This is a genomic window from Rhizobium oryzihabitans (assembly GCF_010669145.1).
GTDB lineage: Bacteria > Pseudomonadota > Alphaproteobacteria > Rhizobiales > Rhizobiaceae > Agrobacterium > Agrobacterium oryzihabitans.
In genome coordinates, this window is record NZ_CP048635.1 from 772,486 (window position 1) to 798,639 (window position 26,154).

Here is a 26,154-nt window from a genome sequence, read left to right on the forward strand (position 1 = left end):
TCAGTCCTCCTTCCGCTTCTTCGACGGCGGGTTGGTGTGCAGGCCCCAGGCGGAGCCGTCGTCACCGGCACGGAAGAGGTTTGCGCGAAGCGTGCCGCCGAACAGCGGGCTGTAGATCTCGACGGAGACGAATTCGCCGGCGCGGTCGCCGACATGCGACCAGCCAGCGCCGATATCGAGACCTTCCTCGTCGCCGAGCAGAACGCGGTAAGCAGGGGCATTCTTTGCTTCCGAAGGCTCGGCCGGAACGAAGGTGATTTCCTCGTCGATGCCGAGCGCCCTGAAACGCCCTTTGAAGCCGGATTGCGTGCGGGTGAAATGTCCAATCTGAGCCATGCTCATGGTCTCCTGTGTTGTGCGGCAAGGTTGCGAAACTTGCGCCGTCACCGCGTCGGCGCGCGCCAGACGAAGCGGCCTTCGCCGTCCTCGTCGGTGTAGAGAGGGATTGCCCGGCCGATCACGGTGGAGGCCGGAAGCGGCCCGAAATAGCGGCCGTCGAGACTGTCGCGGACTTCCCAGTTCATCAGGAAAAGCTCGTCATCCGCGACGACGCGGCAGCCCTGCCAGATGGGCAGCGCGCGGCCGAGGCGATCGCGGTCGAGCGCTTCGCCCATCTCGATCCCATCGACCGTGATCAGGTCGCGGCTGCGGCACACGCGCTGACCGGGCAAGCCAAGGACGCGCTTCAGCAGCGGCACGCCGCGGCCGACATAGCCGCGCTCCACCATGAAGTCGGCGAGCGGTTCGGGCGGCATGACGGCGACCAGTTCGGGCACCTCCAGCCGATCGGCTGGCGCGATGGTGTAGAAGCCGATCGGCGCGCTTTCGGTGGCGTTCCAGATCAGCTTGGTGGATGTCGGGATGAACGCAGCGATGGCGACGCCCATCGCCGCGAAATACGTCACCATGACGTAGCCGAAGCGGGTCATCGGCCGATCTCCCGCCGCTTGAGCCACGCCTGATGACGCTCCATCGTGTAGGAGCGTGGAGTCTCGCCGGACTGCATTCGGTGAGCGATGTGGCGCCAGTGATCGGGGGCGACGTCGCAGGCGTCGATGCCGACACGCTCGATCGCATCGATGTGGCGCAGCACGTCCTCGACCTTGGGCCAGCCCTCGATCTTGAGCAGAATCTCGCCACCGGGACGCACGAAGGGCAGCGTCTGATAGGTTTCGCCCGGCTCGACGGCGCGCACGATGTCGATGCGTGATATGATCGTGCCGAAATCGTTGCCGGCCCAGCGGGCGAAGGCGAAGATGCTGTTTGGGCGGAAAGAAATGACGCGACGGCGGCGATCGAGGATCAGTTCGCCGGATTCCCGGCCGAACCTGATCCAGTATTCGACCTTCTTCTCGATCCATGTCAGCTCGACATGGGTCATATCGTCGGTAGAGCCTGCGGACGGCAACGGGCCGCCGCGCAAGCGGGGAGCCGCATTGCCGGTCATGAGGGGTCTCCTTGGGTTGGCGGGAATTCACGAGCGAAGAGATCGCGCAGCATGTCGGCGACGGTGACGCCGCGCCGGAAGGCAGCGATCTTGATCCTGCCGCGCAGCTCGGGCGTCACGTCGATGGTCAGCCGGGCGGTGAAACCGCCGGCGTCACCATTGCGGAGCGGCGCGTCGGCAGCCCTGATCCAATGGTCGGGATCGGCAGGCCGGGAGGCGAAGCCTTTGCGGGCGGGACGCTTGCTCATGGCGCGGCCCTCCCGTCGAACGGCAGCACCGATGCGATCCGGGCGCGCGCCTTCTCCGCCATGTCGGGTCTGATCTCGCAGCCGAGATAGCGTCGGCCGGTAAGCCGGCAGGCTTCACCGGCCGCGCCCGATCCGGCGAACCAGTCGCCGACAAGCCCGCCCTCCGGGCAGCTTGTTCGGATCAGGATTTCCATGAGCGCCGACGGTTTCTCGGTCGGATGGATGGCACGGCCGTGGCAGTTTCGCAGGTAGATGACCGAGCGCATGAGGCGCGGCCCGCCGTCATGGCTGACATAGTGACCGGCATCGATATGGCCGGTGTGCGGCGGGCGCATCTTGCGCCGCACGGTGCGCGCCGTCGCATCCGGCGTGGTCTGGACGTCGTTGTAGATGTCGCGCCAGGCGGTCTCGGCCGGGTAGAACTGGACGGCCAGTTCATGCACGCGCTTGAAGCGGTCCGCGTGGAACGACGATCCGTTCTGCTTCTCCCAGACGATCTCCTGGGCGATCTGCAAACCGGCATCGGCGAACTGGTCGGCGGTCGCCATGAAATGGCGCAGCGAGCCGAATACCCAGAGCGAGCCGGTGGGTGTGAGCGCCACGCGAGCGAGCGTGATCCAGTCGGCGACGCGACGATCCCAGGCAAGCGATGTGTCGCCGTAAGGGGGATCGGCCAGGATCAAGTCGAACGGGCCGCGTGCCGGCATGAGATCGCGGCAATCGCCGGTTAGCACGGTTTCGGTGAGGACTGTCATGATGCGGCCCTCCCGATTTCGAGATGCTCGATCTCGGCGGCCAGCGCCGCGATCTCGCGCGTGGCCGGCGTGTCGTCGTCAAGTTCGGATGCGAGGCGACCGGATTGCGCGGCAACGGCAAAAGCGATGCGCTGGCCGATAGTGGTGGTCAGCACCGGCGGATCGTGATCGGCGAGTGTCTCGGCTGTCTCGCGTGCGAGCACGGTGCGGGCGCCGCAGCGGTTCAGCACGAAACGTGCGGCCAGTTCCGGCCGGTAGATGAGCGCCTCGGAGAGCAGCGCCAGCATCTCGGCCGAGGCCCAGCCGTCGAGCGGCGACGGCTGTACGGGGATCAGCACGAGGTCGGCGGCGAGCAGCGCCGAGCGCATGAGGCCGGCGACCCTCGGTGGCCCGTCGATGACGATATGATCGACGTTGCGGGCAAGTTCAGGCGCCTCGCGATGCAGCGTATCGCGCGCCAGGCCGACGACGCCGAACAGGCGCGGAAGGCCCTCACGGCTGCGCTGCTGCGACCAGTCGAGCGCCGAACCCTGCGGATCGGCGTCGATCAGGGTGACGCGCTTGCCGCGTGCCGCCCATTCCCCGGCGAGGTTCAGCGCCAGCGTTGTCTTGCCGACGCCGCCCTTCTGATTGAGGAGCGCGACGATCATCAGCGTCCTCCCGGTGGATCGAGAGGAAGCCGAGGTATTTCGGGATCGGATGCAGGAGTCTCGGGGAGATCGGGGGCCGGTCGGGGGCGGACGGCCTGGCCGAAACGCTCTTTTTCGCGGCTATGCTGAGGCTTCTGGCAGCGTCGCGGATGAGGTTTTCCACATCGCGCCCGCGCTCTTTAAGGTTAGATTCTTGGTTAGACTCTAAGTTAAGGGCGCGATTTCGTGTTTGATTTCCGCGCGTTACCCCCTGTTTGGGTTCCTGATAGCACGAGCCTCCGGTTCCCGATAGCACGATAGTCCGGGTTCCCGATAGCACGAGTCTATCCACAGGTTTTCCACAGGTCGGAGTGGGCTCGAAAGCGAGCAGCGTGCGCCCGCCGATCTCGGTCTCAAGGGAGAGCCTGTAGCCCGGCAGTGGCTGGCGCCGGATGATGTCGCGCAGTTCGAAGGCGAAGCGCTTGAACGGCGACAGGCTGCCGGATTTCTGATGGAGATGGCGGAAGTCGAAACGCCAGCCGTCTCGCTGGCGGCCGCCGTGCTTGCGCACCAGGCGGTAGAGCCAGCGGTCGAGGCCGCCCGTCAGATCGAAATAGGCGCGGTCGATGGTCAGCACGAGGGCATCGTCGATAACGGCCTGGTAGAACCAGTCCGGGACGATCATCTCGATGCCCTCGGGACGGCCGTTGCGGTCGGTGCGCTCCTGCCATTCGTTGATCCACGAGAAACGATGGCGACGGCCCTCGGCCGGCTGTCGGATCGAGGTGGACACCGTGGTCGATTGCAGCCGGTCGAGTGCTGCCTTCAGGCGCTGATAGTCGCGCACGCTGGTGCCACGCCCGACATAGGAAAGGATTTCGTATGGCGTGGCAGCCATCAGCCGGGAAGTGCGAAGCCCGGCATCGCGGGCTTCGACGATCTGGCTTGCCGCCCAGATCAGGATATCGGCGTCCCAGATGGTCGCCATGCCGTGATCGGGGACGGCCTCGACCCGGATCGTCACATTGCCGGCGACGAAATCGATCGGCGCGACGCGATGGGTCTTGGAAAGGGAGAAGAAGGGATAGGCCATGAGATCCTGCGCGTCTCGTGGCGCGAAGTCGCCGGGGAGCGCCCGGAACAGATCGAGTTGTCCACGCTCCGAGAGGGACCGATGCCGCGCCGCCATTCGAAAAACCGGCCGCGATCAGCGTGCGTAGCGGCCAGGCTGCGGAACGGCGGGCAGCGCATGGCGCTTCGCCGGCAGCACCTGGCCACGCGGATCGGAGGTCGAGGTGACAGCGCCAAGTGCGGCCCAGGCTTCAAGATCGTCCACGGCGTAGACGACGCGCCCACCCAGCTTGCGATACGAAGGACCAGTCCCGTAGGTCCGATGCTTTTCAAGGGTTCGAGCGGAGAGGCTGAGGAATTCAGCGGCCTCCTTGGTGCGAAGGAAGCGCGGCGGCAAAATGACGGGATCGGGTCGCATGGGGCGGGCCTCCGTGGGGTTGCGGGCGGCGGCCGCGGATTAGCGGCGGACGGCGACCACGGTGGCGGAGGGAAGCCTTCAGGGGGGATGGGGAACTAAGGGGGACGAAAATCCCCACCCCCGGCTCACCAAAAACAGTTAGGATCGATGACGGTGACGCAGCAATTGGAGATAACCGCCGCTGGTCATGGCGAAACTACCTTCGACGAGCCCTATGACGGCATCGCGCAGAGAAGATGTTTTCCATGGTTCGGCGGCGATACGCGCATCACCATAGATGGCGATCGCGATTTCGCGGTAAGTCGCCCCGTCCAGGCGCGCGTCGAATGCGCGCAGCATCTGGCGGATACGCCGCCGGCGCTGCGACGTCAGCCGCATGTCTGTGGGGACACGACGGCGAAACAGCATCGCGCAAAAGCGGCTCAGCGCATGAAGCCGATCCAACGCGGCGGCATCGAGGATCAGAACAGCGACAAGGATGCCGCCGGATGGGGCATCGATACGGGTGACTTCGAGGCGTTCACCGGCAACGTCGATCCGCAGATGGAGAGCATCGATTCGGTCAAAGGAGTGCGCGCGGATGAAATCCTCAGCAGCGGCGGAATCGCCTGAAGCGAGGGACATCCTGTGGAGTAGAATTGCCCCAGGGTCGGCATTCGGGGTCCAGAAGATAGGATGATCGAGTGCTGTGTGCCGGGGATCGGCGGCGAAAGCACAACCCCCATTGTTCGGCGACGGCACGAGCCTGATCGCTATCAAGTTGCCCGCGCGCAGCGAGGCTCTCGTAGGCTTTCCGGTAATCCAAGTTTCGCCGAAGGAATTCCCAAGCAAGCTCGGACGTCGTCAATCGATCAATAAAGTCATAGTCGGCGTCGGACCGCCAGTCATGTTGTTCAGGCATCCCCTGACCTCCACATACGCTTTACGACTGTGGGCAATGCAAGGGCTACGATCTCAAGTTGCTTTGGTTTTGGGAACAACGAAGGTGGCGTAACGTGATGCGGGTTCTGCACCACCTGGATCGAAGGTCAGTGAAGGGCGGCGCGCATCAGGCTGGAATAGCCCTGCTCGGCCATCCACTTCGCCCGAGCCAGATGCGAGGCGTAGATTCGATGGGCGCGTTCTGCGTCTTTCCTGGGATCAAGGCGCAAGACCAACTCGGCAACCTCCTGCCAATCCGCGCCATCGGCCTCCGCATCGAGAAGACGCAGATACAGCTTTAGATGCGCCCGGTCGTAGGCGGTGAGCTCCGCGTCAGCCGGCGGATGGTCCATGAGCAAGTTTTTGATCACACGATCCCCACTACTGAACCCTATCCAATGTATTGGTGCTTGTTAACGGATTTGTGATGGCAAAACAGAGGTGGAAGCCGCGAATACGACGCCTCCCTACAGTCGGGACAGGATTAGAGAATTTCGCGAACAAGCATAACTCCCACACCACGATCGGAATTGAGGAAGACGATGCCGTTGTCTTCGAAAGACCGACGAACCTGATCGCGTGTGGTCTCGTATACCTCGAAGCCGCTTTCGGATTCGAGGCGTTTGAGGGCGGTCAATGATACACGGGCCTTGTCGGCGAGCGTCTCCTGCGTCCAACCAAGCAACGCGCGCGCGGCCCGAGATTGTCGGGCGGTGATCATGCATGATCACCTCCCACATGGACCTACGCACATTCCAAAACTACGGCTATTTTAGTCGCTCTTGCCGTGAAAATCCAGAAAAACCCTATTTGACTCAGCGAATCCGGCGAACGGCCACGAACTGATTCGGTTTCGGTAAACGCCGGCCTGGTGGCCCATGCGGGGCCACCGCCCGCAGGCGGTGGCCAACGCCGCCCGGCTCAAGCGAACGGGTCTATCTCGTTGATGACGGTATCGTCTTCTCCGTCGTATTCGGCGGCGGGCATCACGCTGAGCGTACCGTCGCCGGCGCGGAAGACGACGATAGTGACCATCAGGGTGGCGGCGAGGCTGAAGGCGAAGGCGTGGGCATCTGCAAGGGACATTTTCCGGCTCCTGTTTGGAGGCGGGGACCATTCCCCGCTCGACAGGCGCCCGATGTGTTTTGGTCCCGGCCGCGATCACCGCCGAGGCGAAGCCTCGCGCGGCGGCATGCTTCGCATAGTCCGACCCTTCATGGGTTGATCGCGGAAGGCCGGGATTGAAACCAAGGTTGCGTCTCAAAGAGCGGGGTGGTCTTTGCCGCCGTAGTCGGAAAATGATTTGCCGATGCCTTTCGCTGTGCCTTGGTTTGTTGGCCCCGTTCCGGTGTCGTTCGTCATTTCGACGGCCGCCGCCAGCACTGTCGGATCTGGGCAGGATAAGATGGCGAGTTCCTTTGCCATCCGTGGATCAGGCCGCGAAGCAGGAATACGGCACGATCCATAGCGTAGTCAGCGTTCGAGTCAGACCTGGCCGGGAGAAGAGGATGGGTTTGGGAAGGAGAAGGAGGGAACCGTCTCTCCTTCCCATGGGAGGGAGTTTGAGGGAGGGGCTTGCCTTTCCCTCATGGGGTGAGCGACGAGAGGGGTCGGCGCAGCCCCCCTTTCGTCAGTGCTGGCGGCCGGTCGATCCGGCTGTCAGCGCTCCCGCAGAGGCAAAGACCAGAGGCGGCGAATGCCGCCTCTGGTCTGCGTCTCACGGCTTGCTGTCGCAGTCGTCACCGTTGACGAAGACATAGATTGCGGAAAATTCCTCGCCTTCATCGTAACCATGCAGGTCTTCGTAGCATTCCTCGTCAATGTCGTCAGGATCGTGTTCAACGGACGACGGAGCCGATGTAGGGTATTCCTGCTGCGGTAGTTCCAAGCCGATGGCATCGATAGGAATGCCGAGCTTTCTTTCGATCCTACCAAGCAGAAGGCGAAACTCCTTCATCTCGCAGGGAACATGATCCCAAAGGTCCGAGCCTTTCGGCTCGCGCCAGTAATATTCATAGTTTTCGCGATGATTGCCGAAATCCTCGTCCAGTTCCGCGACCTTGGCCGGATCGGTATTGAGGATGAAGCGGCGTTCCGCTGCCAAAGCCTCGCGGGTGTAGGTGATGAATTGTGCGAGGAAATTTTCGAGGTAGTCATGCAGCGCCCGTTCGAGAGCCGTGTTGCAATCGAGACGATTGACCAGAACGTCGATCCGAAGCGCGGCAGCATCGGCATACATCTTGAGAAAATTTAATTCAGACATGGAAGCCTCCTTTGCGTTATCTGACGCAAAGGTGTCTGCATTGGCGACCCAAGGGGTCAAGGATCGCAACGCGACCGGCGGAGCCGGCGAGTGGGGAGCCGAAATGCGTTAGCATTTTGAGGGGACCACGAAGTCCTTTACGCCGCAGGGGCGAATGCGACAATCGGAAGTCAGATAGAGAAGCCCCGCGGCGCCGACCAGGCGCCGCGTCCGTATGGGCTGGGGAGGTTTGGAGGGGGTGGACCACCCCTTCATGGGTGGGGGTTCAAGGGGCGGGGCTCGCCCTGCCCCTTTCGGGGAGAGTCATGAGAGGGGCGGCTTTCCCCTTCTCATGAGGAGATCCGGCCGGTAGATCCGGCTGGAGGGCCTATCCATACAGTCCGAGGTCACGATCACCGACAAGCGGAGGGAGCATAGGCACCCCTCTCTTCGCGGCGTCTGCGCTCAGCTTCCCCGAGCAGAGGCGGCATTATTTGGCGCGGAAGCGGTGGTGTTCTGCCGCGAACATGGGAAAACCCGGCGGCTTGCGCCGCCGGGCCTTTGGCACCCCGCTCAGAACGGGATGTCATCGTCGAAATCGCGCTGTCCTTCACCGTTCTCGGTCTGCTTCGCTCGCGTCAGGAACGTGACCGACTCGGCGATGATCTCGGTGCCGTAGCGGTCATTGCCCTGCTGGTCGGTCCATTTCGTGTAATGGATGCGGCCCTCCACCAGTACCTTCATGCCCTTACTGCAATGCTCCTGGACCGTCTTGCCAACGCCGTTGAAGGCGATGACGCGATGCCATTCGGTATCCTGGACCCGGTAGCCGTTCTCGTCTCGGACAACCCGGCCTTCCGAATAGCGTGGGCGCGAGGTTGCGAGCGTGAAGTGGGTGATGCCGGTGCCGCCCTGGGTAGTGCGGGTTTCGGGGTCCTGGCCGATGTTGCCGGCAAGAATGGCGATGTTTGTCATTTTCGTATCTCCGTTGCGCCTCGGAGGGACCATCCCTCCGACGAGACCCGGCCAAGGCCGTCGGGAGATGCTTGCACTGGCGCTTTCAAGCGGCAGCCTGACCCGTAAGGCCCGGAGTGGGGCGGGCAGGCGCTTGCGCCAACTCGGTCCGGAGCCGCGCGGGTTGCGGTCAGAAACCGAACGGTCTTAGGGGATCAGTCAGTCGGAGGGATTGGTGCCTTTGAGAGCACAAACGGAGATATGCGGCGCAAACAATCGTCCTTGCCGGTAACAGCGTGGTGCCAGGCTCCGTGCTGAAACCCTTATCAGATCGGTGCGCCTGCAAGAGCCTCTTCACCCGTGACCTCATGCCGCCAGCCGGAAGGCCGGCAGTCCGGACGTAGCCTTAACGGCTATCGGGTTTCAGGCACATGGCGCCGTTCCCGGCTCGCCGGCTGAAGGAACGATCCAGTAGTATTGAGAGACGGAAACATGAAGGTGTTCGCGGTTGCCCCCGCTATACGGATACCGGACCGATGCGGAAGGTGCTGACCGTAACATCGCGCGGGATTGTCGTTCGGTGACTGCCTTCCCCTGCCGGGCGAAGCAGGCCGCGAATGAGGATGACGAACACCGCGCTGATCTGCCATCTCTCATCTGGGCGGGTGACAAAGAAACGGCGGCGCAAGCCGCAGGTTTTTTCCATGGAAGCAGCAGGTCGCGCCCGCTTCAGCGCGAGAGGATCGCCGTACCGAGGGCGTTGAGATTGAGCAGCGCCGCAACGCCAATGAACAGGCCACCGGCTCCGCCGAGCAGGTTCAGCGCAACCGTGGAATCGATGAAGTTCTTCGTGACCCCGTGGACGAGCGCGTAGCCGGCGATGGTCGCGGGGATCGCGAAGACAGCAAGCGCGATCAGCCGCAAGGCCGGGTTCTTCGCAAAGCCCACAACGGCGATGACCAGCGCCACGGAAAGCAGCGCCGCGCCAATGGCAGCAAGCCCCGACATCAGGAAACCGGCCTCCATTCCATGAACATATTGGAAGGCGGAAAGCCCGACCATGAAGGGCAAGGCATAGATGGCGAAGTTATAGGCGATCACGCACATGGCGATCGTCAGGGAGATGACGAGCAGGATCAGGGTCATGACAGCCTCCAGATGAACGGTTGAGGATCACGTCAGGCTGCCAGGAGATACGCTCCGCCTGCGACTATGCCAGTTCACCGTTGCTGCAAGGATGCTCCATTTGAGCCAGATCAATGGGATTTCGTCAAGTATTGGCGGTTGAAACAGCCGCCGAGCGGCGGCGCTTTACGCGCCGCCGTCGAACTTCATGACGGGAATGCCGAGATTGCGGGCCTTGTCCTCGAGATTGCCCTGGATGCCGCCACCGCCGAAGATGAGAACGCCGACCGGAATGACTTCGAGCATGGTATCGTTGCGCTTGAAGGGCGCCTGTTTCGACGAATACTTCTTGAAGTCCGGTTCGAAGGCGATCTGCGTCACCTTGCGGATGCCTGCCCAGTCGGAAGCGATCTTTTCGGCGCCTGTCTTGGCGCCGCCGTGGATGAGCACCATATCAGCATGCTTTGCATGGACCTGATCGAGCTTCGCCCAGATCAGGTGATGGTCGTTGAAGTTCGTGCCGCCGGAGACGGCAACCTTCGGTCCGGCGGGCAGCAGCACCTCTTTCTCCGCTTGGCGCTTCGCAGCAAGGAAGTCGCGGCTGTCGATCATCGCGGCGGTCAAGTTGCGGTGGCTGATTTTCGAGCCGTTGCGCGGCCGCCAAGCGCTGCCGGTGTGGTGCTCGAAGGCTTCTGTGGCGACTTCACGGAAGAGTTCCATGATGTTGCGCCGCTCGATCATGGTCTGCCCCTCCGCCGTCAGGCGTTCGAGTTCGACCGACTTCACCTCGCTGCCATCCTGTTCTCTCTGAAGGCGGCGCTGTGCCTGCTCGTTGTCGTCAAGCTCGCGTTCGACCCGGCTGGCGGCGCGATGGAAGAGATTGACGGTTCCCCAGAGCAGCTCTTCGAGATCGGGTTCGAGGCGAGTGTCGCCGAGTGTGGCGATGAGGGCGTCGAAGATGTCTGCGACCGCGGCGGCGACGGTATTGCCCTCCGGCAGCGGTCGAGGATCGGGTTCGTCCTGAAACGGACGCCAGCCGTAGAGCTGGAGTTCCGTGAGGACATGATCGGTGGGAGATGAGGCGTGGACCGGCTCGAAACCTGCATCATCGTCTTCGTTCGTCATCGGGAGCGTCCTTTGTCTGGAGACCGCGCCCATCGCGGCCTTCGCAGGCGTCGAAGCTCACGGGCAGGACGGACTGGCAGCCCTCGCACTCCCGCGAGGGCCTTGATGGCCGGGTTCCGGCTATTTTGTTTCGCGCTGCAAAGGCGGCATCGCCGCCGGCGGAAAATAGCCGGGACACGGCCATTGCTTGGCCGGCCAGCTTGTGAGCCGATCGTCCTCTCAGAAGGCCGTGGGCGCCGCTCTCTCCGACACGAGAAGGATGCTTCCGATGATGAATGGAGGCGGCAGGTGGAGATGCCCTTCCGCACCTCATCCCCCGCCGATGTCCTCATCCCTCCATGAATCGGCTAACGTCTTCGGGATGAAGCTGGTCCTTCAGAGCCGCCCGAAGGGCGTCGACGCCGCGCCAGCGCAGATCGTCGTTGAAGTCCTCGCCGACCGGCGACACCGGGATCGCCTGGATGCCGACGCTCGCTGCTCTGTCGATCAGGCTGTCTCTCGCGCTATCGCCTGCCGGATCGCGATCTCTGAGGACATAGAGCCTGCGCAGTGTCGCCGGGAACAGGATGGCAGCGAGATGTGCCGCCGAAAGCGCCGCCAGCATCGGCATGTGGGGCAAGACCTGACGGGGCGACAGCACGGTTTCGATGCCCTCGCCGGCCGCGAGCACCTCACCGGCAACGCCGAAGCGGACGCCGTGCCCGAGAAGGTCACCCATCGCCCGCCTCGGTGTCTCGACAGGCGCCTTGCCCGAACCGTCCGGGGAAAGCCAGGTGCGGTGAGCGCCGGTCTGCTTGCCGTCGAGATCGGTCACGGACGCGACAATCGCCGGCCAGATCTCCGTGGGCGAATGCTCATCGGGCCTGTAATAGCACCGCGAATGGTAGCGCAGCGCGGAGCCACCGACGAGCGACGTGATCGCCCTGCTTCTGAGGTAGATTTCCGCAAGGGTGCCGCCGATCGGCTGCGACATGGCGAAGAGCCGCCGGGACGCTTCAGGCGAACCGATGACAATGTTTGAAGTCATTCCGGTCGGCGTTCTCGGCCTCGAAGGTTCGGGATGGGGCAGCGAGAGGAACCGGCGCGCTTCCTCGGCTACGTCCTTGAAGTCGATGAGGCCGAGCGCCTCGCGGATGACGTCGAGGAGATCGCCATGCTCGCCCGTCGCGCCGTCGGTCCATTTGCCGGCCGGGCCTTTGGCTGTGTCCTTCAGACGGACATAGAGGGAGCGGCCGGGGCTGTTCTGGACGTCCCCGACCAGCCAGTAATTGCCGGAGCGACGGCCGGAGGACAGATATTCGCGGCAGACCGCCTCGGCCTGCCTGCCGAGACGGATTGCCAGATCGGAAGCACCGTGACGGGCCATCACGCAGCCTCCCGCTCGCCGATGCGCTCGACCGGCCAGCGGTCGAGGAGCTTGGCGAGAACGACCGGCCCGTTGGCATCGACAGGCACGAACATCCTGAGCTTCCACGAGATAATCTCGTGGAACAAGCCGTAGGCCGTCAGGCGCTCGCGCATGGTGTCGTCGAAGCCGGAAAGCTCGATGCGGTTGGCGCCCATGACACGGACACGGCGAAGCTGGAGACCCTCGGCGAGATCGAGGATGGTGCGTGCGTCCATCAGCGCCGTGAAGGCTTCGTCGGGCGTTAGCGACGTCGTGCCGGTCGTGGTCGCTGTTGCGGCCCAGGCCGGCGAGACACGGCGACCGATGATGCGCTCACCTTCGTCGGTCTGAAGACGATAGACGCGGGTGGATTCCTGTGGCAGCCGCTTCCAGATCGGTAGCAACAGGCCGGCGACGACATGGATGGTGCCGTCGGTGAACTCCGGCACCTCGGCCAGCTCGGCGTTCCAGGCCGCGGCAAAGGCATCATGGTCGGCTTCGAGCCAATAGGTCTCGGCCATCAGCTTCACCGGGATGTTATGCCCTTCCATCGGCCGGATCAGGCGGACACGCCGTTCGATCTCGCCATCGTCGAGCATGACGCTCGTGGTTGGGATCTGCACGGCGGCGCGGCCCGACCGTTCGTTGATCAGCAGTCTGGCGCGCGGATCGTCCAGATGGCCGAGGGCTTCGGCCAGCGTGACCGGCCGGTTGCGCTTGCGCTCGGTGATGGTCACCAGGCGAGTTTCGGCGCCGGTGCCCGGATGGACATAGATGGTCTTGCGGTCGATGACGACGAAGCTCTCGGCCGTCAGCGTCTCCAGCCCGACATCATAGGTGCCGCTGGCGATCGCCCCTTCGATCTTAGCCGTGAGAAGCTGCTCGAAGGCGGCGAAGAGGATGCCCTGAAGCTCGATCGTCAGCGCCAGCAGACGATTGAGGAAGGTGGTGATGGGCGGAAGATCGTCCTTTATACCCGTCGAGTCCATCAGCTTCAGGCCGGTGGCGTCTTCGAAACGGTCGAGGCTGCATCCTTCGACCTTGCCACGGACCAGCAGGAGATAGAGCTGGCGCAGCGCATCGCGGGCATAGACGCTCTCCAGATTGTCCTCGGGGCGGAACAGGCCCTGGCCGCCGGTCTGGCGCTGGCCGCGGGTGATCGCGCCCAGCGTGTCGAGACGGCGAGCAATGGTCGAGCGGAAGCGCTTCTCGGCCTTGACGTTGGTGGCGATCGGCCGGAAGAGCGGCGGCTGTGCCTGGTTGGTGCGGTGAGTACGGCCGAGCCCCTGGATCGCCTTGTCCGCCTTCCAGCCGGGTTCGAGCAGGTAGTGGACGCGCAGCCGCGTGTTCTTCGCCGAAAGCTCGGCGTGATAGGACCTGCCCGTGCCGCCGGCGTCGGAGAAGACGAGTACGCGCTTATCATCGTCCATAAAGGCTTGCGTCTCGGAGAGGTTGGCGGAAGCCGCACGGCTCTCAACCACGAGACGGTCGATATCACCGGAGCTGCGTTTCCGGACGATGCGGCGAGAGCGGCCCGTCACCTCGGCAACCATGTCAGTCCCGAAATGCTGGACAAGTTGGTCGAGGGCGCCGGGAACCGGCGGCAGGCTGGCGAGGTTCTCGATCAGGGCATCGCGGCGGGCGACCGCCTCGCGGCTCTCGACCGGCTGGCCGTCCCGATAGACCGGCCGTGACGACATGTTGCCTTCCGAATCCGTGAAGGGCTCGTAGAGCTGCACCGGGAAGGAATGGGAAAGGTAATCAAGGACATACTCGCGAGGAGTGATGTCCACGCGGACGTCGTTCCATTCCTCTGTCGGCAGGTCTCCCAGCCTGCGCTCCATCAGCGCCTCACCGGTCGAGACGATCTGGACGACGGCCGAATGGCCTTCTTCGAGATCGCGGGTGATCGACCGGATCAGTGTCGGGGATTTCATCGACGTCAGCAGATGCCCGAAAAACCTCTGCTTGGCCGACTCGAAAGCGCTGCGGGCGGCGGATTTCGCCTGCTTGTTCAGCGTGCCCGTGTCGCCGGTGATATTGGCGGCCTGCATCGCGGCGTCCAGATTATTATGAATGATCTGGAACGCGCCAGCATAGGCATCATAGATGCGACGCTGCTCGGGCGCCAGCTCATGCTCGACCAGCTCATATTCCACGCCATCGAAGGAGAGCGAGCGGGCGGTGTAGAGGCCGAGCGCGCGAAGGTCGCGGGCGAGAACCTCCATGGCCGCAACGCCGCCGTCCTCGATCGCCGTGACGAACTCAGCCCGGTTGGAGAAGGGAAAGTCCTTGCCACCCCAGAGGCCAAGCCGCTGGGCATAGGCGAGATTGTGGACCGTGGTGGCGCCGGTCGCGGAAACATAGGTGACGCGGGCGTTCGGAAGCGCATGCTGGAGACGCAGGCCGGCGCGGCCCTGCTGCGATGCGGCAACCTCGCCGCGTTCTCCCTTGCCGCCACCGGCGTTCTGCATCTCGTGCGCCTCGTCGAAAATAATGGCTCCGTCAAAGTCCTTTCCCAACCATTCGACGATCTGTTTGACGCGCGAAACCCTTGTCCCACGGTCGTCGGAGCGTAGCGTGGCATAGGTCGTAAATAGGACGCCTTCCGGCAGCGTGATCGGCTTGCCCTGCGGGAAGCGCGATAGCGGCGTCACCAGCAGGCGCTCCATACCGAGCGCGCTCCAGTCCCTTTGCGCGTCTTCGATCAACTTGTCGGATTTGGAGATCCACACCGCCTTGCGGCGGCCCTGCATCCAGTTGTCGAGGATGATGCTCGCGGATTCACGGCCCTTGCCGACGCCAGTGCCATCACCGATCATGAAGCCACGCCGGAAACGCACGGCATTCTTCGCGTCTTCGGGTGCCGCGCTGACGAGATCGAAGGTCTCGTCCACCGTCCACGAACCGGCGAGATAGTCGGAATGGGCCTCGCCGGCATAGATCAGGGTTTCGAGTTGTGCGTCGGAGAGCAGGCCGTGAATGTTGGTCGGTAAGTGTGGCCGGTAGCTTGGCTTCGGCGGCGCAACACTCGCCATCGCCACCGATTGCACGAGCTTGGTCGGATGCGCCGTAGAGCCGGGAATACGGATAACCTGAAGTCCGTATTCCTCGTAGATGGCGTCGGAGATACGGCCATCCTCGGCCGCCTGCCAGTCGACGGTCTCGTATTCGAGCGCCACGGCTTCGGGCTCGGCCAGCGGCGCGGAAGGAGCCGGCCTTGCGGCAGCGGCACGGTTCAGATAGCCGCGCACGGTGCGGGGCGCGGGCGCGGTGACCACAGGGACCGCGACGGACGGATCGACAGGCAGGCGCACAGGCAGATGCGTGTCGAGCCAGCCCATCAGCGTAGCAACATCCGGCGCGACACCGGGAGCGGCCGGAAAGAGAGCCGGATCATCGGCGGGCAGCTTGTCGATGACGGTGATCCGTGTCGGGATCGTCGTGCCGTGCTTGGCATAGACCGAGCCGTCGATCGCGGCGGAGAAGACGACGCGACCCCGCTCCTGCAGCCGGGTAAAGGCAGGAGTCCAGGCAACATTGTCAGGCGCGAAGTTCGCGCCGGTGATCGTCACCAGTCGTCCGCCGGGTGCAAGACGCGCCAGCGCCGAGGCGACGTGGCGATAGGCGGCGTCGGCCATGCGACCCTCAACATTGGCCATGGCAGAAAATGGTGGGTTCATCAGCACGATGGAAGGAACCAGACCGGGATCGAGATGATCGTCGATCTGGGCAGCATCGAAGCGGGTGACGGAAACGGCCGGAAACAGGGAAGAAAGCAGGCCGGCGCGCAGCTCGGCCAGCTCGTTGAGCACAAGCGCGCCTCCGGCGATCTCGGCGAGAATGGCGAGCAGCCCGGTGCCGGCCGAAGGTTCCAGCACACGATCGGCGGGCGTGATCGCCGCTGCCGTCGCGGCCACCAGGCCGAGCGGAACCGGCGTCGAGAATTGCTGGAAGGTCTGTGCCTCTTCGGATCGCCGTGTGTGGGTCGGCAGGAGGCTGGCGATTTTCGACAGGGCGGAAAGTCGTGCAGCCGGAGAACCGGCTTTACGGAAAAGCGCCTTTCCGTATTTGCGCAGGAAGAGGACGGTTGCGGCCTCGCAGGCGTCATAGCCGGTTTTCCAGTCCCAGGCGCCGGCCGCATCGGAAGCTCCGAAAGCGGTTTCCATTGCGGCGCGCAGCGTAACGGCATCGACACGCTGGCCGCGCTCGAGATGGGGAAGAAGAAGATCGGCGGCCGCGAAGACGGAAGCGGCCGTGTCGGTGTCGGAAGCAAGCGGGAGTGACGCGGAAGCAGGAGCCGCCGCAGATGCGGAAATCATGTTCATGGGAACGACCTCGGGAGAGCAGAACAGGATTGAGCCGCGCAGCGCTCTCTCTCGACCGCACAGGCTCAAACCCGTCCCGGCAACCCTCTCCCTCTCCGTCCCGAGGAAAGACGCCCGACTACGAGGTGGAAATAGCCGTGGCTGCCATGACAAGAGCACCCGACCGTTGGGTGGGACGCTCAGCCGATAGACGTGGGTTTCGATGATCTCAGGCATCAGGATCACCTTCATCGAGAACCTGGGCGAGCCAACCATCGGTATAGGTCCATGCGACGGTCTCGCCGGTGGCGAGATCAAGGACGTGCGCCCCGCCGCCGAAACCATCGATCCGCGGGCGTGAGCAGGTGTTGGCGTACTGGAAACCCCAACGACCTGTCAGGCCGAACTCGGCCGCGCAGATCTTCACGAACTGGATCAGACGCTCGGGATCGCCGGTGACGTCATCGTGCATCCAGAGCTGAGTGCCACCATGTTCGGGCTGGATCGAGAGAAGGAAGCCCTCGGAAGGCGGTTCCTCCGAGGCGCCTTCCTCGGAGAGCTTGTTGTAAAGGTCGAGCGCGCGGGCGGCATTGTCGGGCGTGCCGACGTCGAGCAGGCAGGAGAAATGAGTGAAGTAGTTGGCCATATCAGGCTCCTGAAACGCAAATGCCCGGCGCGATGGCCGGGCGAGGTTGAGGGGATGCTTGCGGCTATGTCAGAGGCGGAAGTGGGCCACGAGCCGCTGCGCGTCGGCGTGATGCCGGAGCATTTCGCGATAGAAGCGCTTGCGGGCTTCCCGCTTCGCCGGATCGCGGCGGGCGCTGCGCGCGAGCCTGCGGCGCGCGGCGCGGATGACGGCCCGGTTGCTGTCCCAGACCATGATGTCGAGCCTCAGATAGGTGGCGTACATTTGAGCCCCCTACAGTTGATGCGTTCGCACAGGGCGTCGATCCGGGTCAGATCAAGGCCGGCGTGAGCGCCGTCATTGGTGAGGATGCTCCCGAGCGGCGGATCGATGTCGCCCCGCGCAAGGGCGATCTGAAGCAGCCGGAGACCAGCCAGTACGGCATCGCGCTCCTGGGCCGTGACCGCGACGGTCAGGAACGCTTCGATGGTCTCGTCATCTTCGAGCAGGCGAACGCCGTCGTCCGCGTCGATTTCGAAGTCGTCATATTCCGACACAGAGCCGGTAGCGAACCATTCGCCTTCATACATGAAGCTGTTGGCGAGGCTTCGCGCCTGCTCCGGCGTCGCAGCCTCGACGACGGTTTCGTAATAGACCAGGGCATCATGGCGTGCGGTGACAACAAATTTCGGCATGGGGGACTCCTCAAATGAAAGCGCCCGGCGCGGGGGCCGGGCTGGATCGGGGAATGTGGTGGGGCATCGGGGTCAGGCAGCCTGGAACAGCGCTGCCCGGACGGTCTGCCGCCAATCAGGATGAACCAGGCGGCCTTCGAGGACGCTGGCGCGGAAACGAAGCACGCGGGCGGTGCTGTGATTGTCCCATCCGGCCTCCAGGGAGGCTTCGCCGCGCAGCTTGCTCGCCTTTGCCACGACAAGGCGGGCCTCGCCGTCGGAGGCGACGGGATCGCACCATCGGATGCCGCGCTGCCACGGCTCGCCGGCAAGCACTTGCCGGTGCTCACCGTCAACGACAACAAACAGCCGGGGCTGGAAACCGATGGCATCGTCGTCGCCGGTGACGATACGGCTCTGTCGGGCAATCCCTTCGACGAAGGCGATCGCCTCATCGAGCGAGCCGCATTGCGCCAGTTCGATCGTGGTAACCGTGGAATAGGAACCGTAGATTGGATCGTCTTCCGGATACTCAATTTCTCCGAGGCAGGTGACGCGCAGGGGAAATTTCCGGGAGGCCAACAGAGCGGCAACGGCGCGCGAAACTGGAACGCCGGCATTCGCAAAGGTGAAACTGTTCATCACGATATCTCCGCGACGGGCGGCGGAAGCCTCTCTCCCGACCCTCATCCCGCCACGGCCAAACCGGCCCTACTCTCCCTCTCATCGCTCTCGCATTGCGGCCGTGGCCGGCATGAAAAAAGCGCCCCACCGATCGGCAGGACGCTTTTTGAGATTCAATCGATGGCCTGGAATATCTCGGACGCCTCGGGATGGCCGTCCAGATTGTCGCGAAGGCGGTGGAAGCTTTCCACCAGTAGGTCGGATTCGTATTGGAAGGTGAGATGCGAAAGCGTGAACATCGTGGCGATGATGCCGGCGGCCTCCGCCGAGACCTCGCCACGAAACTCCGTGAGGCCGCTTTCGATCCGGTAACGTGGCCTGGACGTCGGTGCGAGGAACAGCGGCTGATCATGATGCTCGTAGAAATTCCAGAAGCCGCCGCGATAGTCGTCGGGGCTGAGCCGCTCCATGATCGTATAGACCGCGGCCTCGGCGACGATGAAGAGCCGATGCCCGAACAGCGTCGGCAGGAACTTCCCGCGGCGATGATCCGGAACGAGGGTTGCAAAATGAGAAGTAGCGACTTGCGTAGACATGGAACTGGTTCTCCGGAGAGCGGAAAAGGACAGGACCGGACGGCGCTCTCTCTTTGCCCGTCCGAACCCATCCCGGCCCCGCAGCACTCTTCCTCTCAGTCCCAAAGTTCGTCCGCGATCTCGCGCGTGAGCATGGTCCGTGCCTTCATCATCACGTCCGTCACCGGACGTGTCGATATGCCCATAGAACCGCGCGCGTCGACCATTCTCGGTCCAGTCGGCATAATAGCAGTAGGTCTGTTCCGTGCGCCGGAAGGCCCTCATGTCGGATGCCCAGTGCGGCTTCGGCTCGACGACAACGGTGACGGTGCCATGCGTCTCCTCCCACGGAAGCGAACGCTCCGCGGGAGGATTGCTGCGATCGTCGGCGAAGATCTCGTCGATCGTCGTCATGATGCACCTCCGTCTTCGGGGTTCTCGATGAAACCGGCCGGATCGTCGGGATCGGGCGGCAGATAGAGATCGTAAGGATTGCCGTCGGCGAGATGGCCGAACGGCGTCATGACGATATCGCCGTCATCCGCGCGGCCTACGGCGCAGACGACATAGCGACGCTCGCGGGTGACGGCATCCAGGCACTCCATGAGTGCGAGATTGCCGTCGCCGGCGGCGCGAAGCAGGGTGTTGAAGTTCGTGCGGGCATGGTCGGGGATGGCCATGAGGTTTCTCCAGAAACGAAAAAGCCCGGCGCGATGGCCGGGCCGGGTTGATCGGGAAGGTATGTGCTCAAAGCGCCGCGCGGTTTATGGATTTATCGGAATGTACTGACCGAGAACCGGCGTCAGCGCGTCGTTGATCGCGTGCAGAAGTGCCGTGCGCTCGCCGTCCGACAGACGGGAGAGCGCATGGTCGGGGATGAGATTGTTGACCGCGTGGGTGGCATCGTCGATCAGGCCGTCGAATTCCTCGGAGGCGAGAGCGGCACTATCCGGGACCGCCTCCTGACCGGCCTCCGTGCCGTCATCGACGAAGCCGTCGATGACGACGACATCGAGCGTATAGCTGCCGATCATCGTGTCGTCGGACAGGAATCCGGCGCCCATCAGCCGCGAACGAATGGCATCGTCGGTGGCCTCTGCGGCCCAGACATATTCCTTTCGCTCGTCAATCAGGACGCCGCTTTCGTCCTCCAGGTCGAATTCGAGAGTGGCATGAATTTTCATCGTTATTCTCCAAAACAAAAAAGCCCGGCATGGGACCGGGCTGTGAAACAAGGGAGGGAAGACAGCGGGGCGACCTGAGTCACCCCGCCGATGCGACCTATTCGGCAGCCACCAGATGTTCGGGTTCCTCACTGCTGGCGCCGTCGTCCGCGGCATCCTCGTCGTCATCGCCTGCGAGGAAATCGGGCAGCGCCGCTTCGTCACCGCCATCGCCGTCTGCCGATGGTTCCACGGCCTGATCGGCATCGGAACCGGCAAGACGCAGCGGCTCCGGCAGCCAGCCGGTATCCGCCAGCAGGCGCTCGGCCTCCTCGACCATTTTGGCCTTTTTCATGTCGGCAATCAGGTCGGCCATCCGATCACCGGCACCTTCGCGCACGGCTTCGAGAATGCGGATTTTGGGGACGCGGCCGAGATAGTTGACGGCCGTCGGCCGGAAACCTGCCTCCGCCATGTCTAGGCCGGTGACGCGGGCAAGGCGGTCGGCTTCCGCCATGCGGGTCTGAAGACCCTGTTCCGTTATGCCGGTCCCGCTGAAGGGGTTCGGCCGCTCATAGAGCGCGTTGATGCCGAACGAGACGCAATGCGCCAGCAGCGCCATGCGGCTGGTATCATCGAGCGCATGGAGCCAATCCCACAGCGCATCGGCGTCCGTCGGAAGATCCGCCTTCCATCCCGCGTGCCGCTCGGCGACCGACTTCGCATAGGGGCTGTCCTTGAGGTCGATGCCCTGCTCGCGGAAGTACACTTCCTGGACCGAGACTCGCACGGTCGATCCGGTGGTAGACTGCTTGAAGCGGTCGCGCACCAGCCGATGCAGCAGCGCCGTCATGGCGACATGCGGATTGGCGGCCACGGCGTCGCTCAGTGCCACGGTGCGATGCGCCGTCAACTCGATCACCAGCTTTTCGGGAAGAGGCTTGATCGTGTCCTCTTCTTCCTCGGGCTCGGCCGACTGCCCATCGATGGTGATGGTGGCGCGCTGAACATCAGGCGCCGCCGCACCATCCGTATCGCTGCCAGCTTCAGCCTCCGGCGTTCCGCCTTCGGCGCTCTCGACCGGCTCGTCCTCCGGACGGACCCAGCCGCGATCGACCGCAAGCGTTCCATCCTCGTCGATGCTGACGAAAACGCCGGCGATGGCGATGTCGGCGGGATCGTAGATCGCCGGACGACGCTCGAAAGCTTCGAGCTGCTTTTCGATCTCGCCGAGGCGCTGGTCGATGTCGGCGGGCAGTTCGTCAGCGCCTTCATGCTCGGCCTCGATCCGTTCATATTCGTCGCGAAGCGCCTGGCGGGCAGCCCGCTCCTCCTCGGTGAGATCGGCGAAGGTGAAGCCGAGCGAGCGCAGGCCGTGATCGTGGCCGTAGGGAAGATTGATATCGACCGTGATCCACTTCCAGCCCTCGGCCGAGATCTCGTCAGCGATGGTCTTCAGCTTCTCGGCAACCAGCCGGTCGAGAAGCGGCACGTCGTCGAGCCAGCCGTTTTCCTCATCGTCGAAGAGGTAGCGCGGCAGCACCGGGCCACCCGCTGCCATATAGGCGTCGATGCCGACGAAGGCCGCACGCCTGTCGGAAACCGGAACGCTGGTTTCGGTCAGTATGTTGCGGATGCGCCAGGGCTCGCGGTAGTGGGACTGCTGGAGGGCCTCCCAGACCTGCTCCTGGCGCTCGTGATGCGGATTCGCGGTGAACGCCTCCAGTTGCGCCAGCGTCATGCTGTTCTGGGCATAGGCTTCGTGCAGCACCGGCGAGACCTTGGCGAGCGCCATGCGCTGGTCGACATAGCGCTCGGTGGTGAAGTAGGCGCTGGCGACTTCTGCCTTGGTCATGCCGCCATCGACCATGCGCTTGAACGCCTTGAACTGGTCGAGCGGATGGAGCGCGCGCCGGAAGGTGTTCTCGGCGAGCGAGTCGTCGACAGCGCTGGTCTTCGCATCGGCCTTCTTGACGATGCAGGGAACGAGGCCATCGGCCGGGAAGCGCCCGGTCTCGACCAACCGCGCGACGGACCTGTAGCGGCGACCGCCGGCCGGGGTCTCGAAATCGCCGGTTTCGTTGCCGTCAGCATCAAGGATGGCGCGGACATTGAGACCCTGCACGAGGTCCTCGCGGCGGTCGATGTCCTGGGTGAGTTCGTCAAGGCCGGCTTCGACGTCGACTTCCCGCACGTTGTCGGCCGAGAGGTGGATGCGATTGAACGGAATGTCGCGCGACCGCGAGAAGACAATGATTGCAGGTGCGGACTTTTTCTTGGCAGCTCTTGCCATGGTGGGTTACTCCATGACGGGCAGCCGAGAGACTCTCTCTCGACCTACCAACCCGTCATGAAATCCCCAGCCTCTCTCTCCCTCTACAGCGCGGGAGGCAGGCTCGGCGTCACCAGTCGAAGCACCCAGGCCGCTGCGCGTTGACACCGTATTTCCGGCGCAGCGCCTCGATCGCCGCCTCCTGCCGCTCGATCCTGAGCCGTAGCCGGTCCATATCTGGACCTGACACCAGCAGAAAGCCGTCGAGAACGCGCCGGTATTCTACCTCGTCGGCGCCGGTCCACCGGCTCATCCGGCGATGATAGTATCGCGCCTTCGGACGCCGGCCGATCGTCTCGGCTTCGGCCCGGTCGCTGAGCGCACGCTCGGCAAGGGCGAGGTTGCGGCGGGTTTCCGCAAGACTGGTTTCCATGCGCGCCAGGGCCGCGCGCAACTGCTCACGGTCGATCATGGCCGCCGCCTTGCCCCGAAGTTTCATCGGGATCGTCAAGATCGAGATCCTGCTGCTGGAAGCGCGGCGGGATTTTCTCCTCCGGTCCCTGCCAGACGATCCGGCCGTTCTTCCAGATCGTGACGAAACCGCCACCTGAAGGCCGTGGCATCGGCGGCTTCGCCTCGAAATTCCGGCAACAGAAATCCGCCGTCGTCGCGGAGAAGACGGTCGAAGTCCGGCCGACGAGCAACACGCGGTCGCACGTTCCGGAAGGCCGTTTGACGCGCCGGCGCGAAAGGCCGAGCCGAAAATTTTCGTAGTCCCGCTGCTCGCGTTCGGGCGGGGCGTGCCAGTGGATGCAGTTTTTGCATCGGCCATCCTGCCGGGCATCAGGCCCATCGAGCGGAGGCCCGCCATTATGGCCGGACGGAAGGGAGCGTTCGGTCATACCGCGCCTCCCGTCCTGACCTCGGGCGTGACGCGAACCATGCGCCGGACGACGACGGGCCGCGTGTCGCTGGCCTGGGCGAGCCGCTCGATCAGCGCGAAATCCGCATCGGAGCATTTGCCGCACACCTCGATATCGACCCAATGACTGGCCCGGCCGAGATTGGAACCGCCAAGGCTGTGACCGTCGAGGATGTGGAGGCTTTCGTCCGGATCGATCGGACGGGCTTGTGAGGCGAGAAAAAGGATGCCGGAGCCGAGATTGCCGCAGAACAGCAGTTGGTCGGCTTCGGTCGCGTTCTGCCCAAGAGCGGCCTTGCGCCTGCCGATCTGCCGGAAGGCGTCGGCGAAGGTTGCCGGGTTGCGGGTGATCCGCACTGCGAGCTGCTGATGGAAGACCCACGGTGGCCTGTAGGGATCGAGCTTGCCGACCGCGATCTGATGGAGAAAATCGGTAAAGCTCGCCGGGTCCGCCGGATAAGGGCAAGTCCGCCAGATCTCGCGGACGCGGTGGCGCAACGGATCGGGGAACGCGAACAGCCGGGCACGGCCTTTGCGCCACCAGGCCGCCCGCTGGCTGCGGCGCTCGCGTTCGGCCTCGTCCCACCAGACGGCGCGGCGGGCCATTTCCTCGTCTACGCTGTGCTGACCGGCAGCGATGTCGTCGGCGAAAAGCGGCAGGGCCTCGCGTTCGAGGCGCTGCTTGCGCAGGAACGCCGCGCGTTTGCGCGACGTGTCTCCATAGGGTTCGGGTCTGTGCCAGCGACGGAAGCGCATCACGCGGCCCTCCTGTCGATGGCGGTTTCCGGTTCGGCGACGGGCCGCTCGTCCTCCGGCAGGAAGGACAAGATCCAGTCGGCCGCCTTGCTGGCTTGCGAGGCTGCGCGGACGATGACGCGATTGTCTGCGCGCATCGTATCGATCCACGCGCCAATGTAGTCGCTATGCCTCACGGTCGGGACGATCCCCATCGCCGCGCAGCAAAAGGCGCTCGAAATTTCGGCCACACATTCCTCGAAAAAATAAGGCTTTGAGCCAAAGGAACCGGACAAATCCCGATTGAGCCGGCTGTGATGGCCGCTCGCGTGACCGACTTCGTGGAGCGCAGTTCTGTGCCAGTTGATCGGCTCGAAATAGGCGGCGGGCGGAGGTACGTGCACCACATCGAGCGACGGAATGTAGAAAGCCTTATTGCCGCCGATGTGGAAGTCGATGCCTGTCGCCTTGATGAGCGCCTCAACGCGCGGCTCGATCATGCCGGGCGGCGGAGGTGGCGCGATGGTCTCGATCTCCTCGGGCAATCCTTCGCATTGCGCCGTGTTGAACACGGTGAAGCGTTTCAGGAAGGGGATAGCGTGGGCTTCCTCGCCGGCGTCGCGCGCACGCTTTTTCTCGTCGTCGGGGACGAAGCGGTCGGCATAGACGACAGTCGTGCCGCGTTCGCCCTTGCGGACATTTCCGCCAAGGGAAAGGGCCTGGCGGAAAGTGAGCCAGCCCTGAGCGGGAAAGCCGTGCTCGATGACGGCACCCCAGAGGATGAGAACATTGATGCCGCTGTAGCTGCGGCCGGTGCTGGCGTTTCTCGACAGTCCGAGCGGTGCTTTCGCTGCCGACGTGCCCCAGGGCTGCACCCAGGGAATACGTCCGGCCTCCAGCTCGGCGATGATCTTGTTGGTAATTTCGTCGTAAAGGTTTGCCCGATCCGATCCGGTACGGTCATATCTGGACATCGCGGTTCTCCGCGACGGGCGCCGGAAGCCTCTCTCCCAGCCCTCAACCCGTCGCGGAAAACCCGGCCCGCACTCTCACTCTAAGGGGGCGTTGCGGGGTCTCCCCGCTGAAGAGGGTGCGCCGGCAACGCAGTGCCGGCCAGGGGGAAAGCTTTCCCCCACCCAAGATACGGAAACTCGTGGAAACGACAGTCCGGAATTCAGCCTTGGAACCTCGACCAGCAATTCCGAATCAAAGCCCATGCCGCCGATAGCATCGAGGCGATGCCGTCATGCGTCATATTGCGCGAAGTTAAGATCGGAGACGAGACTGTCGATGGCGATGCCGGTCCTGTCGCAGAATTCCAGCATTTCAATCCAGGGATTGCTGCCGGGATCGCGGTCCCACAGACGCACGATATATTGCTGGTAACCATGGCCCGCGGTGATATCGCCAAGCAAATGATGCTCAAGCAGGTTCATACGCTGACGTAGCTTGGTCTTACCCAGGCTGAATGCGCCCGCCACATCTTCAGCCGGCAGATTGTCGACGTCTCGTGCCTCATGCGCTCCGTCAGCTTGATGGCGAAGGCGCGCTCTTCAAGGGGAAGCTCCTTCAGTCGGTCGATGAAGGTAGCCAGCCCTTCGACCTCTTCATCGAGTCGGTAACGTCGAACACCTCTGTCGAAGCTGCGGCGGTCTTCGTTGCTCATCTTGGAATCGAAGCGCGGCCCGCCTTTTTCGGCGGCGTAGATATGGCGATCTTGCCCAGCATGGCGCCGCTTGCGTCGACAAGCCGCTCCTGGCAATCGGGGATCGCGCATTGGTTTCCGCTATAGGCGAAGAGTTTCTTTATCGTGGATTGTGTCGGATCAAGTCGTTCGACCGGCTTCTTGGCCATATGTGCGGAACCATCACTCTGAAATCGGACTGGCTGTGCACCGGGATATTGCAACGAGCCGGGGAATGTCGTCTTCGGCGT

General features: G+C 63.6%; 35 protein-coding genes. All 35 read right to left on the reverse strand.

All coding sequences use genetic code 11. The annotated features are described in order from the left end of the window. Entirely contained in the window at positions 1–336 is a 336-nt protein-coding gene (locus tag G3A56_RS20265) for a DUF736 domain-containing protein (protein WP_097143156.1), read from the reverse strand. A gap of 47 nt (positions 337–383) precedes the next feature. Beyond that, complete coding sequence (locus tag G3A56_RS20270) at positions 384–929, reverse strand: S26 family signal peptidase (RefSeq protein WP_097143157.1); 546 nt, start codon at positions 927–929, stop codon at positions 384–386. After that, entirely contained in the window at positions 926–1,447 is a 522-nt protein-coding gene (locus tag G3A56_RS20275; RefSeq protein WP_097143158.1) for a DUF2840 domain-containing protein, read from the reverse strand. The genes G3A56_RS20270 and G3A56_RS20275 overlap by 4 nt, the downstream gene beginning before the upstream one ends. Then, positions 1,444–1,695 carry a hypothetical protein gene (locus tag G3A56_RS20280; protein WP_097143159.1) on the reverse strand — a complete coding sequence of 84 codons (252 nt, stop codon included), beginning with the start codon at positions 1,693–1,695 and terminating at the stop codon, positions 1,444–1,446. The genes G3A56_RS20275 and G3A56_RS20280 overlap by 4 nt, the downstream gene beginning before the upstream one ends. Next, the gene (locus G3A56_RS20285) at positions 1,692–2,450 is read right to left on the reverse strand and encodes a DNA-methyltransferase (RefSeq protein WP_097143160.1); all 759 of its coding nucleotides are present in this window, start codon (positions 2,448–2,450) and stop codon (positions 1,692–1,694) included. Before G3A56_RS20285 ends, G3A56_RS20280 begins: the two co-directional genes overlap by 4 nt. After that, a complete protein-coding gene (gene parA, locus G3A56_RS20290) occupies positions 2,447–3,052 on the reverse strand; it encodes a ParA family partition ATPase (protein WP_246231440.1) in 606 nt (201 codons plus the stop codon). Before parA ends, G3A56_RS20285 begins: the two co-directional genes overlap by 4 nt. Continuing rightward, positions 2,943–4,268 (reverse strand): replication initiator protein A, encoded by a 1,326-nt coding sequence (locus G3A56_RS20295; protein WP_246231399.1) that lies wholly within the window; start codon positions 4,266–4,268, stop codon positions 2,943–2,945. Before G3A56_RS20295 ends, parA begins: the two co-directional genes overlap by 110 nt. Positions 4,269–4,286: 18 nt before the next feature. Continuing rightward, on the reverse strand, positions 4,287–4,568 hold the full coding sequence (locus G3A56_RS20300) for a helix-turn-helix transcriptional regulator (protein WP_097143163.1): 282 nt from the start codon (positions 4,566–4,568) through the stop codon (positions 4,287–4,289). Positions 4,569–4,706: 138 nt separating this feature from the next. Beyond that, a complete protein-coding gene (locus tag G3A56_RS29485) occupies positions 4,707–5,192 on the reverse strand; it encodes a DUF2285 domain-containing protein (RefSeq protein WP_097143164.1) in 486 nt (161 codons plus the stop codon). Then, positions 5,158–5,469, reverse strand: coding sequence for a transcriptional regulator domain-containing protein (locus tag G3A56_RS29650; protein WP_376884951.1), 312 nt, complete (start codon positions 5,467–5,469; stop codon positions 5,158–5,160). The genes G3A56_RS29485 and G3A56_RS29650 overlap by 35 nt, the downstream gene beginning before the upstream one ends. A gap of 127 nt (positions 5,470–5,596) precedes the next feature. Next, positions 5,597–5,860: a DNA -binding domain-containing protein gene (locus G3A56_RS20310; protein ID WP_425359574.1), complete on the reverse strand. Its 264-nt coding sequence runs from the start codon at positions 5,858–5,860 to the stop codon at positions 5,597–5,599. Positions 5,861–5,973: 113 nt separating this feature from the next. After that, on the reverse strand, positions 5,974–6,210 hold the full coding sequence (locus G3A56_RS20315; protein WP_097143166.1) for a helix-turn-helix domain-containing protein: 237 nt from the start codon (positions 6,208–6,210) through the stop codon (positions 5,974–5,976). Between the two features lie 200 nt (positions 6,211–6,410). Then, positions 6,411–6,575, reverse strand: coding sequence for a hypothetical protein (locus G3A56_RS28470; RefSeq protein WP_165910062.1), 165 nt, complete (start codon positions 6,573–6,575; stop codon positions 6,411–6,413). Between the two features lie 174 nt (positions 6,576–6,749). Continuing rightward, positions 6,750–6,914 carry a hypothetical protein gene (locus tag G3A56_RS20320; protein ID WP_164056812.1) on the reverse strand — a complete coding sequence of 55 codons (165 nt, stop codon included), beginning with the start codon at positions 6,912–6,914 and terminating at the stop codon, positions 6,750–6,752. A 292-nt stretch (positions 6,915–7,206) separates the two neighbouring features. Beyond that, complete coding sequence (locus G3A56_RS20325; RefSeq protein WP_141402144.1) at positions 7,207–7,752, reverse strand: hypothetical protein; 546 nt, start codon at positions 7,750–7,752, stop codon at positions 7,207–7,209. A 552-nt stretch (positions 7,753–8,304) separates the two neighbouring features. After that, complete coding sequence (locus G3A56_RS20330) at positions 8,305–8,706, reverse strand: single-stranded DNA-binding protein (protein ID WP_097143168.1); 402 nt, start codon at positions 8,704–8,706, stop codon at positions 8,305–8,307. A 708-nt stretch (positions 8,707–9,414) separates the two neighbouring features. Next, positions 9,415–9,831 (reverse strand): hypothetical protein, encoded by a 417-nt coding sequence (locus tag G3A56_RS20335; RefSeq protein ID WP_097143170.1) that lies wholly within the window; start codon positions 9,829–9,831, stop codon positions 9,415–9,417. 165 nt (positions 9,832–9,996) lie between these two features. Next, positions 9,997–10,935, reverse strand: a complete 939-nt coding sequence (locus G3A56_RS20340) for a DUF2493 domain-containing protein (protein ID WP_164056813.1) — start codon at positions 10,933–10,935, stop codon at positions 9,997–9,999. A 328-nt stretch (positions 10,936–11,263) separates the two neighbouring features. Continuing rightward, positions 11,264–12,301, reverse strand: coding sequence for a DUF7146 domain-containing protein (locus tag G3A56_RS20345; protein WP_097143171.1), 1,038 nt, complete (start codon positions 12,299–12,301; stop codon positions 11,264–11,266). Continuing rightward, positions 12,301–16,650, reverse strand: coding sequence for a bifunctional class I SAM-dependent methyltransferase/DEAD/DEAH box helicase (locus G3A56_RS20350; protein WP_164056814.1), 4,350 nt, complete (start codon positions 16,648–16,650; stop codon positions 12,301–12,303). Before G3A56_RS20350 ends, G3A56_RS20345 begins: the two co-directional genes overlap by 1 nt. Before the next feature lie 208 nt (positions 16,651–16,858). After that, entirely contained in the window at positions 16,859–17,275 is a 417-nt protein-coding gene (locus tag G3A56_RS20355) for a hypothetical protein (RefSeq protein ID WP_097143173.1), read from the reverse strand. A gap of 69 nt (positions 17,276–17,344) precedes the next feature. Continuing rightward, positions 17,345–17,539 (reverse strand): hypothetical protein, encoded by a 195-nt coding sequence (locus tag G3A56_RS20360; RefSeq protein WP_097143174.1) that lies wholly within the window; start codon positions 17,537–17,539, stop codon positions 17,345–17,347. Beyond that, positions 17,521–17,949 carry a hypothetical protein gene (locus G3A56_RS20365; RefSeq protein ID WP_097143175.1) on the reverse strand — a complete coding sequence of 143 codons (429 nt, stop codon included), beginning with the start codon at positions 17,947–17,949 and terminating at the stop codon, positions 17,521–17,523. The genes G3A56_RS20360 and G3A56_RS20365 overlap by 19 nt, the downstream gene beginning before the upstream one ends. A gap of 72 nt (positions 17,950–18,021) precedes the next feature. Then, entirely contained in the window at positions 18,022–18,570 is a 549-nt protein-coding gene (locus G3A56_RS20370; RefSeq protein ID WP_097143176.1) for a hypothetical protein, read from the reverse strand. Positions 18,571–18,725: 155 nt separating this feature from the next. After that, positions 18,726–19,148, reverse strand: coding sequence for an antirestriction protein (locus tag G3A56_RS20375; RefSeq protein WP_097143177.1), 423 nt, complete (start codon positions 19,146–19,148; stop codon positions 18,726–18,728). A gap of 389 nt (positions 19,149–19,537) precedes the next feature. Beyond that, complete coding sequence (locus tag G3A56_RS20385) at positions 19,538–19,807, reverse strand: DUF6117 family protein (RefSeq protein WP_097143178.1); 270 nt, start codon at positions 19,805–19,807, stop codon at positions 19,538–19,540. 84 nt (positions 19,808–19,891) lie between these two features. Beyond that, positions 19,892–20,311 carry a hypothetical protein gene (locus tag G3A56_RS20390; protein WP_097143179.1) on the reverse strand — a complete coding sequence of 140 codons (420 nt, stop codon included), beginning with the start codon at positions 20,309–20,311 and terminating at the stop codon, positions 19,892–19,894. Between the two features lie 97 nt (positions 20,312–20,408). Next, positions 20,409–22,583: a ParB/RepB/Spo0J family partition protein gene (locus tag G3A56_RS20395; RefSeq protein WP_097143180.1), complete on the reverse strand. Its 2,175-nt coding sequence runs from the start codon at positions 22,581–22,583 to the stop codon at positions 20,409–20,411. Between the two features lie 109 nt (positions 22,584–22,692). Next, positions 22,693–23,034 (reverse strand): hypothetical protein, encoded by a 342-nt coding sequence (locus tag G3A56_RS20400; RefSeq protein ID WP_097143181.1) that lies wholly within the window; start codon positions 23,032–23,034, stop codon positions 22,693–22,695. Then, on the reverse strand, positions 23,021–23,464 hold the full coding sequence (locus tag G3A56_RS20405; RefSeq protein WP_097143182.1) for a hypothetical protein: 444 nt from the start codon (positions 23,462–23,464) through the stop codon (positions 23,021–23,023). The genes G3A56_RS20400 and G3A56_RS20405 overlap by 14 nt, the downstream gene beginning before the upstream one ends. Next, complete coding sequence (locus G3A56_RS20410; RefSeq protein WP_097143183.1) at positions 23,461–24,240, reverse strand: hypothetical protein; 780 nt, start codon at positions 24,238–24,240, stop codon at positions 23,461–23,463. The genes G3A56_RS20405 and G3A56_RS20410 overlap by 4 nt, the downstream gene beginning before the upstream one ends. Next, the gene (locus G3A56_RS20415) at positions 24,240–25,193 is read right to left on the reverse strand and encodes an ArdC family protein (protein WP_097143184.1); all 954 of its coding nucleotides are present in this window, start codon (positions 25,191–25,193) and stop codon (positions 24,240–24,242) included. The genes G3A56_RS20410 and G3A56_RS20415 overlap by 1 nt, the downstream gene beginning before the upstream one ends. 270 nt (positions 25,194–25,463) lie before the next feature. Beyond that, entirely contained in the window at positions 25,464–25,655 is a 192-nt protein-coding gene (locus G3A56_RS20420) for a hypothetical protein (protein WP_097143150.1), read from the reverse strand. After that, entirely contained in the window at positions 25,652–25,885 is a 234-nt protein-coding gene (locus G3A56_RS20425; protein ID WP_097143149.1) for a hypothetical protein, read from the reverse strand. The genes G3A56_RS20420 and G3A56_RS20425 overlap by 4 nt, the downstream gene beginning before the upstream one ends. Continuing rightward, positions 25,882–26,073, reverse strand: coding sequence for a hypothetical protein (locus tag G3A56_RS20430; protein WP_097143148.1), 192 nt, complete (start codon positions 26,071–26,073; stop codon positions 25,882–25,884). The genes G3A56_RS20425 and G3A56_RS20430 overlap by 4 nt, the downstream gene beginning before the upstream one ends. Between the last annotated feature and the right edge of the window lie 81 nt (positions 26,074–26,154).